Origin of the sequence: Pseudomonas sp. LPH60, assembly GCF_030718165.1 — a bacterium.
In the GTDB taxonomy this organism is placed as follows: Bacteria; Pseudomonadota; Gammaproteobacteria; order Pseudomonadales; family Pseudomonadaceae; genus Aquipseudomonas; species Aquipseudomonas danubii.
The window spans coordinates 435,479-450,028 of record NZ_JAVAJH010000002.1; the positions used below are offsets into that span (position 1 = coordinate 435,479).

Annotated in this window: 12 protein-coding genes; 6 read left to right on the plus strand and 6 right to left on the minus strand. The window is 63.2% G+C overall.

Annotated elements, in window-relative coordinates:
• Nucleotides 1–164 precede the first annotated feature (164 nt).
• Nucleotides 165–920, plus strand: coding sequence for a hypothetical protein (locus Q8O96_RS07590; protein WP_305948623.1), 756 nt, complete (start codon nucleotides 165–167; stop codon nucleotides 918–920).
• A gap of 96 nt (nucleotides 921–1,016) precedes the next feature.
• Here the strand turns inward: Q8O96_RS07590 and Q8O96_RS07595 are convergent, their stop codons facing one another.
• The 4 genes from Q8O96_RS07595 to Q8O96_RS07610 all read right to left on the minus strand — a co-directional run bounded on the left by Q8O96_RS07595 (nucleotide 1,017) and on the right by Q8O96_RS07610 (nucleotide 7,397).
• Entirely contained in the window at nucleotides 1,017–2,339 is a 1,323-nt protein-coding gene (locus Q8O96_RS07595) for an MFS transporter (protein ID WP_047305837.1), read from the minus strand.
• A gap of 286 nt (nucleotides 2,340–2,625) precedes the next feature.
• On the minus strand, nucleotides 2,626–3,960 hold the full coding sequence (locus Q8O96_RS07600; protein ID WP_110651394.1) for a sigma-54 dependent transcriptional regulator: 1,335 nt from the start codon (nucleotides 3,958–3,960) through the stop codon (nucleotides 2,626–2,628).
• Nucleotides 3,954–5,720: an ATP-binding protein gene (locus tag Q8O96_RS07605; RefSeq protein WP_102860525.1), complete on the minus strand. Its 1,767-nt coding sequence runs from the start codon at nucleotides 5,718–5,720 to the stop codon at nucleotides 3,954–3,956. Before Q8O96_RS07605 ends, Q8O96_RS07600 begins: the two co-directional genes overlap by 7 nt.
• Nucleotides 5,721–5,873: 153 nt before the next feature.
• The gene (locus Q8O96_RS07610) at nucleotides 5,874–7,397 is read right to left on the minus strand and encodes a fumarate hydratase (RefSeq protein ID WP_305948624.1); all 1,524 of its coding nucleotides are present in this window, start codon (nucleotides 7,395–7,397) and stop codon (nucleotides 5,874–5,876) included.
• 337 nt (nucleotides 7,398–7,734) lie between these two features.
• Here Q8O96_RS07610 and Q8O96_RS07615 point away from each other — a divergent pair, with 337 nt between their 5' ends.
• Genes Q8O96_RS07615 through Q8O96_RS07625 form a run of 3 tightly spaced genes read left to right on the plus strand, consistent with a single transcriptional unit; the run spans nucleotide 7,735 to nucleotide 10,550 of the window.
• Nucleotides 7,735–8,841 carry a diguanylate cyclase gene (locus Q8O96_RS07615; protein WP_102860527.1) on the plus strand — a complete coding sequence of 369 codons (1,107 nt, stop codon included), beginning with the start codon at nucleotides 7,735–7,737 and terminating at the stop codon, nucleotides 8,839–8,841.
• The gene (locus Q8O96_RS07620; protein ID WP_305948625.1) at nucleotides 8,834–9,772 is read left to right on the plus strand and encodes an iron-sulfur-binding ferredoxin reductase; all 939 of its coding nucleotides are present in this window, start codon (nucleotides 8,834–8,836) and stop codon (nucleotides 9,770–9,772) included. Before Q8O96_RS07615 ends, Q8O96_RS07620 begins: the two co-directional genes overlap by 8 nt.
• Nucleotides 9,773–9,800: 28 nt before the next feature.
• Nucleotides 9,801–10,550: an enoyl-CoA hydratase-related protein gene (locus Q8O96_RS07625; protein WP_305948626.1), complete on the plus strand. Its 750-nt coding sequence runs from the start codon at nucleotides 9,801–9,803 to the stop codon at nucleotides 10,548–10,550.
• Nucleotides 10,551–10,633: 83 nt separating this feature from the next.
• On the opposite strand, the gene pyk is transcribed toward Q8O96_RS07625, so the two are convergent.
• Nucleotides 10,634–12,085: a pyruvate kinase gene (pyk, locus tag Q8O96_RS07630; RefSeq protein WP_016963242.1), complete on the minus strand. Its 1,452-nt coding sequence runs from the start codon at nucleotides 12,083–12,085 to the stop codon at nucleotides 10,634–10,636.
• 157 nt (nucleotides 12,086–12,242) lie between these two features.
• On the opposite strand from pyk, the gene Q8O96_RS07635 reads away from it, so the two are divergent.
• Together Q8O96_RS07635 and Q8O96_RS07640 are read left to right on the plus strand one after the other, a co-directional pair.
• Complete coding sequence (locus tag Q8O96_RS07635) at nucleotides 12,243–12,617, plus strand: hypothetical protein (RefSeq protein ID WP_102860530.1); 375 nt, start codon at nucleotides 12,243–12,245, stop codon at nucleotides 12,615–12,617.
• Between the two features lie 219 nt (nucleotides 12,618–12,836).
• Nucleotides 12,837–13,196 carry a PilZ domain-containing protein gene (locus Q8O96_RS07640; RefSeq protein ID WP_102860531.1) on the plus strand — a complete coding sequence of 120 codons (360 nt, stop codon included), beginning with the start codon at nucleotides 12,837–12,839 and terminating at the stop codon, nucleotides 13,194–13,196.
• A gap of 16 nt (nucleotides 13,197–13,212) precedes the next feature.
• Here the strand turns inward: Q8O96_RS07640 and Q8O96_RS07645 are convergent, their stop codons facing one another.
• On the minus strand, nucleotides 13,213–14,544 hold the full coding sequence (locus tag Q8O96_RS07645; protein WP_102860532.1) for a DUF58 domain-containing protein: 1,332 nt from the start codon (nucleotides 14,542–14,544) through the stop codon (nucleotides 13,213–13,215).
• Nucleotides 14,545–14,550: the final 6 nt, after the last annotated feature.

Sequence of the window (14,550 nt, forward strand, 5' to 3'; positions counted from 1 at the left end):
GACCGTTAATGGCTCAGTCCATGGGGCAGGAAAGGATTAAAAAACCATCAACGGTTTTTTCATTCGGCCCCGACCTATTTTTCACCCCCGAGCCTTCAGCCTTCGCGCAGGCCTGCAACCCACGACAGGCCATTTTGAATGCGACCCTTGGAGCTCCTTGATCAATGAACAAACTTCCCCAGATCACCCTGGCCTTCTGGGTCATGAAAATCTGCGCGACAACCTTGGGGGAAACCGCCGGTGATCTGCTGTCGATGACCCTCAATGTCGGTTACGCCATCAGCTCGATGATCCTGATCAGCGTGTTCCTGCTGACCCTGGTCACCCAGCTGTGGTCCAAGACCTACAACCCGGTGCTGTACTGGATTGTGATTCTCTCCACCAGTACCGCCGGCACCACCCTGTCGGACTTCATGGACCGCACCCTGGGCCTGGGCTATGCCAGTGGCTCGCTGATCCTGATCGGGATGCTGCTGGCGATCTTCGCCGCCTGGCGCCTGAGTGGCGACTCGCTGAACGTCAACAGGATCCAGACCTTTCGCGGCGAGCTGTTCTATTGGATGGCGATCCTGTTTTCCAACACCCTGGGCACCGCCCTGGGCGATTACCTGGCGGACGATTCGGGGCTGGGTTTTGCCGGCGGCGCGTTGCTGATCGGCTCGACCATTGCCGTGGTGGTCCTGCTCAAGTACCTCACCCGGCTCTCGTCGGTGCTGCTGTTCTGGGTGGCCTTCGTGCTGACTCGGCCGTTCGGCGCCACCCTGGGCGATTTCCTCACCAAGCCCCATGAAAAGGGCGGGCTGGATTTCGGCACCATCGGCTCGTCGGCGGTACTGGCGGGGATTCTGCTGGTGATGATTGTCGGCGCGGCCTGGGCCCAGAACCGCTACGCGCGCCAGGGCGCCGCCGAACTCTCCTGAGCCACACCCACTTTCTGTAGGCGCCGGCTGGCCGGCGAACGCCTCCCCACAGATCGCGAAAAAGCGCCCGGGCCTTGCACCCGGGCGCTGTGGTTTTCAGTCGGTCTCGATCCGCGAATGCTTGCGGGTGTCCTTCATGGTCGCGTAGACCAGCAACGAACAGGCAATACAGGCGGTGACGTACCAGTAGTAGCCGGTTTCCATGCCGATGCTCTTGAACCACAGGGCGATGTATTCCGCAGTGCCGCCGAAGATCGATACGGTCAGCGCGTAGGGCAGGCCCACGCCCAGGGCACGGATTTCAGTGGGGAACAGCTCGGCCTTCACCACCGCGTTGATTGAGGTGTAGCCACTGACGATGATCAGTGCCGCCATGATCAGGAAGAACGCGCCCCACCAGGTCTGGATGGTGTGCAGGGTGGTGAGGATCGGCACGGTGAACAGGGTGCCGAGGATGCCGAAGGCGATCAGGATCGGCCGCCGGCCCACCTTGTCCGAGAGTGCACCGATCACCGGCTGCAGGCACATGAACAGGAACAGCGTGGCGGCAGAAATGGTGGTGGAGTCGGAAATGCTCATGCCGACGGTGTTCACCAGGTATTTCTGCATGTAGGTGGTGTAGGTGTAGAAGGCCAGGGTGCCGCCCATGGTCAGGCCGACCACGGTCATCAGTTCCTTGGGATGACGCATCAGGGTGCGCATCAGGCTTTCTTTGGGCTTCTCTTTCTTCTTGGTGAAGGACTCGGTTTCTTCCATGCCGCGACGCAGGTACAGGGCCACGACCGCACACAGGGCGCCGATGCCGAACGGAATCCGCCAGCCCCAGGATTGCAGCTCCTCGGTGGTCAGAATGTTCTGCAGCACGATCAGTACTCCCAGGGCGATGAGCTGACCGGAGATCAGGGTCACGTACTGGAAGCTGGAGAAGAAGCCGCGACGTTCCTTGGTCGCCATCTCGCTGAGGTAGGTGGCCGAGGTGCCGTATTCACCACCCACCGACAGGCCCTGCATCAGGCGCGCCAGCACCAGCAGGATGGGGGCGCCGACGCCGATGGTTTCGTAACCCGGGGTCAGGGCGATGATCAGCGAGCCGAAGCACATCAGCAGCACCGAAGCCATCAGCGCGGCTTTACGGCCTTTGCGGTCGGCGTACAGGCCCATCAGCCAGCCACCGATCGGGCGCATCAGGAAGCCCACGGCGAAGATCGCAGCGGTGTTCAGCAGTTGCGCGGTGGTGTCGCCCTTGGGGAAGAAGACTTTGGCGAAGTACAGCGAGAATGCCGCGTAGACGTACCAGTCGTACCACTCGACCATGTTGCCCACGGAACCGCTGAAGATCGACTTCAGGCGGCTGGCGGTGGTCTTTTCGGTGGCGGATGCAGCCGCCGACCCGGCAGGCAGGGTATTAGAGATATCCATGACGGACCCTTCTATTCATTGTTTTTGTGGAGCGCGCGCAAGCGCAGCCTGCTGGGGCTGTAGCAGGACCTGTGCCAAGGACAAGAGGCCCGGGCTAGAAGGGTTTGATCGGTGGTGATGAGCGGAAATCCGCCTATGGGTGCCTGTGGGGTAGGCGGGAAATTGCCGAAAGGTGCGCGGCACCTGGGAGGCGTGTTCGGGCGGCTTGCCGTTTGCGGGTATGGGTGGGGCTACACCTGGCTTGAGGGCCTGTTCGCCGGCAAGCCGGCTTCTACAGGGACGAGGGTTATGGGTCTTTGAGGAACATTTCCCGGGTCAGGCCGTGACGCTGCATTTTTTCATTCAGGGTCCGGCGCGGCAGTTGCAGTTCGTTGAGCACGGCCTTGATCTCGCCCTTGTGGCGAGTCAGGGCAGCGCGCAGGCACTGGGCTTCGAAGGCTTCTTGCTGCGCGGCCAGGGATTGGCCGGCTTCGAGGACTTCGGCCTCCGGCTCCCCGAGGCCCAGCACCTGACGCTCGGCGGCGTTGGCCAGTTCGCGCACGTTGCCCGGCCAGTCGTGACTGAGCAGGCGGCTCAACTGGGCGCCACTCAAGGGCGCGACGCTGCGCCCCAGGCGCTCGGCGGCGGCCTGGGCGAAGTGTTCGTAGAGCTGTGGAATATCCTCGCGGCGCTCACGCAGTGGCGGCAGGCGCAGTTCGGCCACGGTCAGGCGATAGGCCAGGTCTTCGCGAAAGCGTCCGGCCCGGGCCTCCTCCAGCAGGTCGGGCTTGGTGGCGGCGATCACCCGCAGGTCGACCTTGATGCTCTGGTTGGAGCCCAGGCGTTCCAGTTTCTGCTCCTGCAGCACCCGCAGCAGCTTGACCTGCTGGGCCAGGGGCATGCTTTCGATCTCGTCGAGAAACAGCGTGCCGCCATGGGCGTACTCCAGCTTGCCGATGCGCTTGCCCTGGGCGCCGGTGAAGGCGCCGCTTTCATGGCCGAACAACTCGGCCTCGAACAACTGCTCGGGTATCGCTGCGCAGTTCAGGGCGACAAAGGGCTTGCCGGCCCGGGGACCGAAGTCGTGCAGGCAGCGGGCGATCAATTCCTTGCCGCTGCCGGTTTCACCTCGGATCAGCACATTCACGGGCAAGGCGGCCAGATCCAGTACCTGGCGGCGCAGGGTCTGCAGGGCCCGGGACATGCCGAGCAGGGTGGCGTCGAGCTTGGCCCGGCTGTCAGCCTGCTGGTGCAGGCGACGGTTTTCCAGGACCAGGCGGCGTTTGTCCAGGGCCCGGCGCAGGCTGCTGAGCAGGGTGTCGGGGCTGAAGGGTTTTTCCAGGAAGTCATAGGCACCGTCGCGCATGGCCTCGACCGCCATGGGCACGTCACCGTGACCGGTCAGCAGGATGATCGGCAGGTCGGGGTCCAGGCGCTGGACCTGGGCCAGCAGCTCCAGGCCACTGATACCGGGCATGCGCACATCGCTGAGGATCACCCCGGGGAAGTTCTTCGGCAGTTGCGCCAGGCAATCCTCGGCGCGACTGAAGAGCTGGACCTCGAACCCCGACAGGCTCAGCCATTGTTCGACGGCGGTACGGATGCTGGCCTCGTCATCCACCACGATTACCGAGTTCAGCATTGGATGTGCGCTTCCAGATCGATGGGCAGGCTGAGGGTGAACACCGCGCCCTGATTCTGGTTGGCGGCGCTCAAGCGTCCCCCCAGTTCATGGACGATGGCGTAGGACACGGCCAGCCCCAGGCCCAGGCCATCACCCACCGGCTTGGTGGTGAAGAACGGGTCGAACACGCTCAGCAGGTGCTCTTCGGCGATCCCGCCGCCGTTGTCGGCGACCCGCAGTTGCCACAATTGGTCCTCGGCCTCGAGGCTGATCTGCAGGTGCTTTTCAGGCTTGTTGTGCATGGCGTCGAGGGCATTGCGCAGCAGGTTGATCAGCACCTGCTCCAGGCGGATGGCATCACCGCGAACCCAGGCCGGGCGGGTCAGGTGCAGCTCGATCTGGATGTCTTCGGCACGCAGCCGGGTTTCCAGCAGCTGCAGCGACTGGTCCACCACCGCGGCCAGATCCAGGCGTTCGCGCAGGCCGCTGGGGCTCTTGCGGGCGAAGGTCTTGAGGTGGCTGGTAAGGGCGGCCATGCGGGTCAGCATGTCGTCCAATGGTCGCAGGGCTTTGTAAGCCTCATCCACCCGGCCGTGATCCAGCAGCAGCCGCAGCGTGGCAAGCTGCATGCGCTGGGCGGTCAGGGGTTGGTTGATTTCATGGGCCAGGGCCGCGGACATCTGCCCCAGGGCGGCCAGCTTGGCCGATTGCACCAGGCCTTCCTGGGCGGTGCGCAGATCCCGAGTGCGTTCCTGGACCAACTGTTCCAGCTCTTCACGGTTGCGCTGGCGGATTTTCCCCAAGCGCCAGCGTTGGCTGAGGAACAGCAACAGGAACACCAGGGTCAGCCAGGCACCGGCGGCCGCCAGCCCGGCATTGCGGCTTTCCTCGAAAGCGCTGGCCGGCTTGCGCAGCAGGTGCAGGGTCCAGCCTTCGGCGGTCAGCGGCAGGGATTCCCAGAGATAGTTGGCCACGCCCTCGGGGCCTTCGACCTGGACCAGTCTGCTGTTGTCGTCGAATGTTTGCAGGGTCGTATGTTGCAGCGCCGTCAGCGGTTGCTTGTCGTACTGGCGGGTCAGCTTGATCTCCGCCAGGTCGTTTGCGGACAGCGGTTGCAGCTGCCGGTAACGCCAGCCGGGCTGGTTGGCGATAAAGATGATGCCTCGGGCGTCGCTCACCAGCAGGGTGTCGTTGCCCTGGCTCCATTCATGCTCCAGTTCGGGGAACTCCAGCTTGACCACCATGGCCCCGAGGAAGTCCTCGTTGTCGGCCTTGACCGCGCTGGAGAGGAAATACCCCGGAATGCCGCTGGTGACGCCCACGGCGTAGAAACGCCCGCTGCCCTGGCTGCGGGTCTGCTTGAAGTAGGGGCGAAAACCATAGTTGTGGCCGACATAGCTGCTGGGCAGTCGCCAGTTGCTGGCCGCCACGGCCAGGCCTTCATGGTTCAGCAGTTCCAGGGTCGAGGAGCGGGCGGCGCCGTTGATCTTTTCCAGTTTGCGGTTCAGTGCATCCTGGGTGTCTGCCGTCACCGGGCCCTGAAGTGCCGAACGCAGTTCCGGGTCCAGGGCCAGCACCGCTGGCAGGGCGCGATAGCGTTCGATCAGGGTGTGCAGCGAGTTGGCGTACAGCCCCAGCTGTTCATTGGCTCGGGCGGCATCCTCCACCAGCGTCTGGCGTTCGGCGTGGCGCATGGCCAGGCCGGCGCTGATGACGGTGCCAGCGAGAATAACCAGGATATAGAACGTCAAGCGGATAGGGCGAGAGATCTGGGCCATGAGTCGGGGCAGGCTGCAATGGGGGCGGGAACGATAGCATGAGCGACGGGTGGAACGTTGATCGCCGACAGTGTCGCGAAAGGGCGCGGCATAAAAAAAGCGACGGGCTGTTGTCTCAACAGCACCGCCGCTTTGGCCAAACGTTAGAAGGGCTTACTGCACTTCTATCGCCAGGCTGTCACTGATCTTTTTCTGCCAGATGGCGGGACCGGTGATGTGGACCGACTCGCCCTTGCTGTCGACGGCGACAGTCACTGGCATGTCCTTGACCTCGAACTCGTAGATCGCTTCCATGCCCAGTTCGGCGAAGGCCAGGACCTTGGACTTCTTGATCGCCTGGGCCACCAGGTAGGCGGCGCCGCCGACGGCCATCAGGTACACGGCCTTGTTGTCCTTGATCGCGTCGATGGCGGTCGGGCCACGCTCGGACTTGCCGATCATGCCCAGCAGGCCGGTCTGCTCGAGGATCTGCCGGGTGAACTTGTCCATCCGCGTGGCAGTGGTCGGGCCGGCCGGGCCCACCACTTCGTCGCCCACCGGATCAACCGGGCCGACGTAGTAGATGAAGCGACCCTTGAGGTCTACCGGCAGGGTTTCACCCTTGTTCAGCATCTCCACCATGCGCTTGTGCGCCGCGTCGCGGCCGGTGAGCATCTTGCCGTTGAGCAGCACGGTCTCGCCCGGCTTCCAGCTTTGCACGTCTTCCGGGGTCAGGGTGTCGAGGTTGACCCGACGTGCCGACGGACCGGCTTCCCAGACGATTTCCGGGTAGGCGTCCAGAGGTGGCGCTTCCAGTGCGGCCGGGCCGGAACCGTCGAGCACGAAGTGCGCGTGACGGGTGGCGGCGCAGTTGGGGATCATGCACACCGGCAGGGAGGCGGCGTGGGTCGGGTAGTCCATGATCTTCACGTCGAGCACCGTGGTCAGGCCACCCAGGCCCTGGGCGCCGATGCCCAGCTGGTTGACCTTCTCGAACAGCTCCAGGCGCATTTCTTCGATGCGGTTGGACGGGCCGCGAGCCTTGAGCTCGTGGATGTCGATGGACTCCATCAACACTTCCTTGGCCATCACCGCAGCCTTCTCGGCGGTGCCGCCGATGCCGATGCCCAGCATGCCCGGTGGGCACCAGCCGGCACCCATGGTCGGTACGGTCTTGAGGACCCAGTCGACGATGGAGTCGGACGGGTTGAGCATGGCCATCTTCGATTTGTTCTCGGAGCCGCCGCCCTTGGCCGCCACGTCCACTTCCACGGTGTTGCCGGGAACGATGGAGTAGTGGATCACCGCCGGGGTGTTGTCCTTGGTGTTTTTCCGAGCGCCTGCCGGGTCGGCCAGGATGGAAGCGCGTAGGACGTTTTCCGGCAGGTTGTAGGCGCGACGCACGCCTTCGTTGATCATGTCGTCCAGGCTCATGGTGGCGCCGTCCCAGCGCACGTCCATGCCCACGCGAACGAACACGGTGACGATCCCGGTGTCCTGGCAGATCGGCCGGTGGCCGGTGGCGCACATGCGCGAGTTGATCAGGATCTGTGCCATGGAGTCACGAGCGGCCGGCGATTCCTCGCGCAGGTAGGCCTCGTGCATCGCCTGGATGAAGTCCACGGGGTGGTAGTAGGAAATGAACTGCAGGGCGTCGGCAACGCTCTGAATCAGGTCGTCTTGCTTGATCACGGTCATGAGTCGCGCTCCTCTAAAAGACGGGAACATTTAATAAGGTGGCTGCAGCAGGGTGTATCGGTCGGTTGCAGACACCTTCTAAGGCACGCCGGACAGACAACTGGCGCGACGCTAAAAAGGCGCGGCAGTATACCGCGCCTGGGGGCCCGGCACACCCGCCAGCCGGGCAAACGAAAGTCGCCCATCGGGTGGGCACTGTTCTTGCGTGAATCAGCGGCAAAACCGCAGAACACGGCTTAAAATTTGGATAGTCATTTGCCGGGCGCAGCACTAAAGTTGCAACTGGCCTGCAGGGTAGGAAACTCTTTAAGCCTCCTTTCTCACGGTGAGTCAACGATTGACCCATAAAGCCATCCAGAGCTTGTTATTCAAGCGCTTCACCATTGCTGCGGGCACCTACGGACTGATCCTGCTGCTGTTCTGGCTGGCGGTTCTCGCGGGGCACTATCGCGCCTCCACCAGCAGTGCGCTGTTGGCCTCGGGGTTGGTGTTGGCCACTCAGGGCCTGCTGTGCTGGGTGTTCATCAGCGGGCGCAACCTGCGCTTTGCCGATCCCAGCCTGACTGAAGTCCAAGTGGTCCTGGGCATTGCCTGGCAGACTTGGCTGATCGCCCACCTGGATCAGGCCCGGGGCGCTTTCCTGGTGTTCTATATCCTGCCGCTGCTGTTCGGCCTGTTTCATTTATCCCGTCGGGCCTACCTGCGTTGCGCGGCGCTGATCTTCTTCTGTTTTGCCGGGGTCAACCTGTGGGACGGCTATCGCTTTGTCCTCAAGGATCCCCAGCTGGCGGCGCTGCAACTCTGTGTGCTGCTGGTGATGCTGGTGTGGATGTGCCTGTACGCTGCCTATGTCCAGGCGTCGCGTTCGCGCATGCGGCAACGGCGTTTTGCCTTGCAGGCCCATCAGGACACCCTGCGGGGGATGATGCGGCAACTGGAAGATCTGGTGGCTACCGATGAGTTGACCGGGCTGTTCAATCGCCGACACTTCCTGCGTATCGCCAGCCGTGAGTTGCAGGCCATGGACCAGGAACAGATGCATGGGCTGGCGCTGATCGACCTGGATCATTTCAAGCGCATCAACGATCTTCACGGCCATGCGGCAGGCGATCAGGTGCTGCAGGCGTTCGCCGCGGTGGCCACGGCCTGCCTGCGGGACGGTGATGTACTGGCCCGCTACGGCGGTGAGGAGTTTGTGGTGCTACTGCCCGACTGTGATGCCGAGCGCCTGACCTCTTGTTGCGAGCGTCTGCGCCTGGCCTTCATGGAGGTGCAATTGGTGGGCCTGAATGTGCGTGACCTGAGCCTGTCTGCAGGGATGACCCTGCTGCAGGCCGGCGATGACCTGGACAATGCCCTGCAACGCGCCGATCAGGCGCTGTACCGGGCCAAGCGCGACGGCCGCAATCGTTGTTCCGCCGCCTGGGAAAACCTCGATGCCTGAATTGACCGTGGGCAGCCGGCGCTGGACGGTGGCACCGGCAAGCAACCTGCTGGATGCCTTGAATCAGGCCGGTGTGGCGGTGCCCTACAGTTGTCGCGCCGGCAGTTGTCATGCCTGCCTGGTGCATTGCGTCCAGGGCCTGCCCAACGACAGTCGGCCGGATGCCCTGAGCGATGAACAGCGCCGCCGTGGCTGGCGCCTGGCCTGCCAGTGCCAGGTGGTGGAGGACCTGCAGGTCGAGACGTTCGATCCGTTGCGCGATGGCCGGCCGGCCCAAGTGGTCGGGCTCGACTGGCTATCGCCCACAGTCCTGCGCTTGCGTCTGCAGCCTGAGCGGCCATTGCGTTATCGCGCCGGCCAGCACCTGGTGCTGTGGACCACCAGCCAGATCGCCCGGCCGTATTCCCTGGCCAGTCTGCCGGAAGAGGACCGCTTCCTGGAGTTTCATCTGGACTGCCGGCATCCGGGACAATTCAGCGACGCAGCACGCCAGTTGCAACTGGGCGACCCGATCCGCCTGGGCGAGTTGCGCGGCGGCGCCTTGCACTACGATCCGGACTGGCAGCAGCGACCGCTCTGGCTGCTGGCCTCGGGAACCGGCCTGGCACCCTTGTTCGGGGTGTTGCGCGAAGCCCTGCGTCAGGATCACCAAGGCCCTATCCGCATCATTCACCTGGCCCATGACGCCACCGAACATTACCTGGCCAAACCCTTGGCAGCCCTGGTAGCGAACCGTCCCCAGCTGAGTGTGGAGCTGTGGCAGGGCGCGCAGCTGGCGACGGCCCTGGCGCAACTGCGACTTGTTTCCCGGCAAACCCAGGCCTTACTCTGCGGGCACCCCGACAGTGTCGAGGCCTTTGCCCGACGCCTGTACCTGGCGGGGCTGCCGCGCAATCAACTGCTGGCCGATGTGTTCCTGCCCCGTGGTTGAGCGCTGATTTTTCCAGAGCGAGATCTTCATGACCGATGCCATCGAGCTGCAACGCGAGGGCGGGCTGCTGACCCTGCGCCTGAACCGCCCCGACAAGAAAAACGCCCTGACCCGTGCCATGTACAGTCGTCTGGCGCAAGCCCTGGCCGAGGCGGACGCCGATCCGCAAATCAATGCCCTGCTGATCTGCGGCAGCAGTGAATGCTTTACCGCCGGCAACGACATCGCCGACTTCCTGCAACAGCCGCCCAGGGACCTCGACAGCCCGGTGTTCCAGTTCATGCGCAACCTGCTCGATTGCCGCAAGCCGGTGGTGGCTGCGGTGGCCGGCGCGGCCGTGGGCATTGGCACCACCTTGTTGCTGCATTGCGATCTGGTCTATGTCAGCCGTGATGCACGGTTGCGCATGCCGTTCGTCAACCTCGGGCTGTGCCCGGAATTTGGCTCGAGCCTGATCCTGCCGCGCTTGCTGGGACAGGCCAAGGCCGCTGAGTTGTTGCTGCTCGGCGAAGGCTTCAGTGGTGAACAGGCGGCGGCCTGGGGCATTGCCACTGCGGCCCTGGGAGATGGCGCGGCAGCCCTGGCCAAAGCCAGGGAGGCGGCATTGCGTTTCAGCCAACTGGCGCCGGAGGCGGTGCAAGTGAGCAAGCGCCTGATGAAGGCTCCCTATCGTGAGCAACTGCGCCAGGTAATAGAAGAAGAGGGCACGCAGTTCACTCAGCGCCTGCGTTCACCAGAAGCCATCGCCGCCTTGTCGGGTTTTTTCGCCAAAGGCTGACACCTGTCGCTACAGGGAAGGACGGACACAAAAAAGCCCCGGGGTTTCCACCTCCGGGGCTTTTGCGTTCAGCGAGCCAGGGCTCAGACCATCGGGTCGCCAACGTGCAGGATCTTCATGCCATTGGTGCCGCCGGTGGTGTGGTAGCTGTCGCCCTTGGTGAGAATCACCCAGTCGCCTTTCTCTACTACGCCGCGCTTGAGCAACTCGTCGATCGCAGCCTGGCTGACTTGCTCAGGCGGCAGGGAAGCCGGGTCGAACGGGATGGTGTAGACGCCGCGGAACATGGCTGCACGCGCCTGGGTTTCACGGTGCGGGGAGTAGGCATAGATCGGCACCGAGGAACGGATGCGCGACATGATCAACGGGGTGTAGCCGCTTTCGGTCAGGGCGATGATCGCCTTGACGCCAGGGAAGTGGTTGGCGGTGTACATAGCGGCCAGGGCGATGCTCTGGTCGCAGCTTTCGAACACCTTGCCCATTCGGTGGCTGGAGGTCTTGCTGGTGGGGTGCTTTTCCGCACCGACACAGATCCGCGCCATGGCCTGGACCGCTTCCAGCGGGTAGGCACCGGCGGCGCTTTCTGCCGAGAGCATGACCGCGTCGGTGTAGTCGAGCACGGCGTTGGCCACGTCGGACACTTCGGCACGGGTCGGCATCGGGTTCTGGATCATCGACTCCATCATCTGGGTCGCGACGATCACTGCCTTGTTGTGGCGGCGCGCGTGAAGAATGATTTTCTTCTGGATGCCCACCAGCTCGGCGTCGCCGATTTCCACACCCAGGTCGCCACGGGCCACCATCACGGCGTCACTGGCGTTGATCAGGCCATCGAGGGTTTCGTCGTCGGCCACGGCTTCGGCGCGTTCGATCTTGGCCACCAGCCAGGCCGTACCACCGGATTCGTCACGCAGTTTGCGCGCGTATTCCATATCGGCGGCGTCGCGAGGGAAGGACACGGCCAGGTAGTCGACCTGCATTTCGGCCGCCAGCTTGATGTCGGCCTTGTCTTTCTCGGTCAGGGCCGGAGCGGTCAGGCCGCCGCCACGACGGTTGATGCCTTTGTGGTCGGACAGCGGGCCGCCCACGGTCACCACGCAATGCAGCTCGGTGGCGGTGGCGGTTTCCACGCGCATCACCACGCGGCCATCGTCCAGCAGCAGTTCGTCATTGACGCCGCAGTCCTTGACCAGGTCCGGGTAGTCGATGCCGACAATGTCCTGGTTGCCTTCGGTCAGCGGGTGCACGGTGGAGAAGGTGAACTTGTCACCGATCTTCAGTTCGATACGCTTGTTGGCGAATTTGGCGATGCGGATTTTCGGGCCTTGCAGGTCGCCGAGGATGGCCACGAAGCGGCCGTGCTTGGCGGCCAGGTCGCGGACCAGTTGGGCGCGAGCCTTGTGCTCGTCCGGAGTGCCGTGGGAAAAGTTCAGACGGGCAACATCCAGGCCCGCGAGAATCAACTGTTCGAGAACTTCCGGCGAGTTACTGGCCGGGCCAAGGGTGGCAACGATTTTGGTACGACGAACGGACATGCACGGACTCCTGAGTTCAAGCGCAACGAGAGGCTACTATGCTCCGAAGTTGTAGTCATTGTTCGTTTGCACTACTTATTGCTTTGTTTGTTTACCGCAACAACCTTGAAGATTTTTGCCGATGAGTCGATACACTGCACAAGACAGGAGATACCCCATGCGATTCGTACTCATTGCTATCTTGGCCGTCAGTGTTGTCGGCTGCACCCGCTGGTCCATGAACCATCATTTGAATAACGCCTACCGCGCTTATGACCGCGGCAACTGCGAGAGCGTGATGCTCGAGTTGAGCCAGGTCGACCGCAACAGCCGTGCGCGGCCTTACATCCAGCCGGAAGTGTCGATGCTGCGCGGGCAATGCCTGGAGCGGCAGAAGTTGTTCGTCGATGCGGCGCAGACTTATCAGTTCATCATTACCCAGTACCCCAGCAGCGAGTATGCCTACCGTGCCCGTGCGCGCCTGGACACCTTGCAGCAACTGGGGCATTACCCGGCAAACGGTGCAGCACAAGTTCGCCGTACAGCGTTGTAAGCGATACCGGTCAGGGGCAGTGTAATTGCCCCTCGCGCTTGAGCTAACATTTGTACAGGTTGTTCGAACACTGCACGGTTCCTGCCTGGCGCAGTGGCGTTGAAATCCTTGTGAAGATTTTCCTCGCACCTCGAATCCGGGAGAACGAGCCGCTACTCAAGGCCCGTTCCGAAGCACTAGTGCGGTCATGCTTAATGACCTTTCATAGCGATACCCAGCATGTTCACGGAACCTCGGATCGAGCGGCATCAACTGCCGTCCTACTTGAAAGTCTTCAACCGGTTTACCGACAAGCCTGTCGGTTACCTGGGCAATATTTCCGCTGACGGGCTGATGTTGATCAGCCAGTTGCCGATGCTGATCGGTGCCGAGTTCGAGCTGCGGGTGAAAGTCCCCGGCAGTGATGGACAGACGCAGTTCATCGATTTCAGCGCCTGTTGCCTGTGGTGCCATGAGGACCTGACCCCTCACCAGTACGACAGCGGTTTCAGCCTGCTGCGGGCGACCGCCGAATTCGCTGAACTGGAGCAGGCCTTGCGGCACTACTTCAGCTTCCATCCGTTGCAGACATCGGCCTGAATGTCGCGGTAGCCCGCTACAGGCTGCCGGCTTTCTTCCAGCTCAGATACCGGCTGACCAGCTCCGCCCCCAGCTCGCCTGGACGGGCGTCGAGCAGGGCGATGCCGTGGGCGCTCAGGCGTTCATGCAGTTCGGCCCGGCTATTGAGGTAGTTCACGGCGGCACTGTAGATCAGCGCCTCGGGCAAGGTCTGCACTGGGCTTTGGCGCAACTGATCGAGCACTTCCTCGCGCAGGCTGGCCACCAGTACCCGGTGCTGGCGGCTGATGCGTTTGACCGCAGTCAGCAACTCCTGGTCGTCTTCATCCCGCAGGTTGGTGACCAGTACCACCAGCGCCCGACGCTTCTGCCGCGCCAGCAATTCACTGGCTGCAGCCTGGTAGTCGGCTGGACGCTGGCTGGTGTCCAGGTCGTAGACGCCGTTGAGCAGCACACTCAGTTGGGCCGAGCCCTTGACTGGCGCAAGGTAGCGCGAGCGTTCTCCGGCAAAACTGTAGAGGCCCACGGCATCCCCCTGGCGCAGCGCGACATAGCTGAGCAGCAGGCAAGCGTTGAGGGCATGGTCGAAGTGCGCCAGCTCGCCGTCCTGGCTGCGCATGCGGCGTCCGCAGTCGAGCATGAAGATGATCTGCTGGTCGCGTTCGTCCTGATACTCCCGGGCGATGGGCGTGCGCTGGCGGGCGGTGGCTTTCCAGTCGATCTGCCGCAGGCTGTCGCCTTCGCGAAACTCCCGCAGTTGATTGAACTCCAGGCCCAGCCCGCGGCGTTGCAACTGGCGCACCCCGAGTTGGCTGAGCCAGTTGTCCACTGCCAGCAACTGCGCGCCATAGAGGCGGGCGAAGTCCGGGTAGACCCGGGAGCTGTCGTGGACCTTCAACCGTCGTCTGGCGCTCCACAGACCCAAGGGGCTGGGCAGGCTGACTTCACACTGGTGGAAGTTGAAATGCCCTCGTTGCAGCGGTCGCACGCTATACCCCACTCGGCTGACCTGGCCCGGCTCCAGGCTCACTGATTGTGGCAGGTGCTCAAAGCTCAAGCCCTGGGGCGGATGGTCGAACAGTTGCACCTCAAGCGCTTGCCGATAAGGGTGGCGGATCTCCAGTTGCACTTCGCTCCAGCGTCCCAGGGGCAGGCTGCCGGGCAACTGACGCTGTATCTCGGGCGACGCCAGGCGCGACAAGCGCAGGGCATCCAGCAGCGCCAGCAGCAACAGCGCCAGCAACAGGCCCCAGGCGATCGAGTCCAGGCGCGGCAGCGCCTCGATACCCAGGGCTCGCACCGCTCCCAGGAGGATGTACAGGCCGGTCAGGGTGCCCAGCCAGATCAGCAACAGACGAGTCGGCTTCATCAGTGT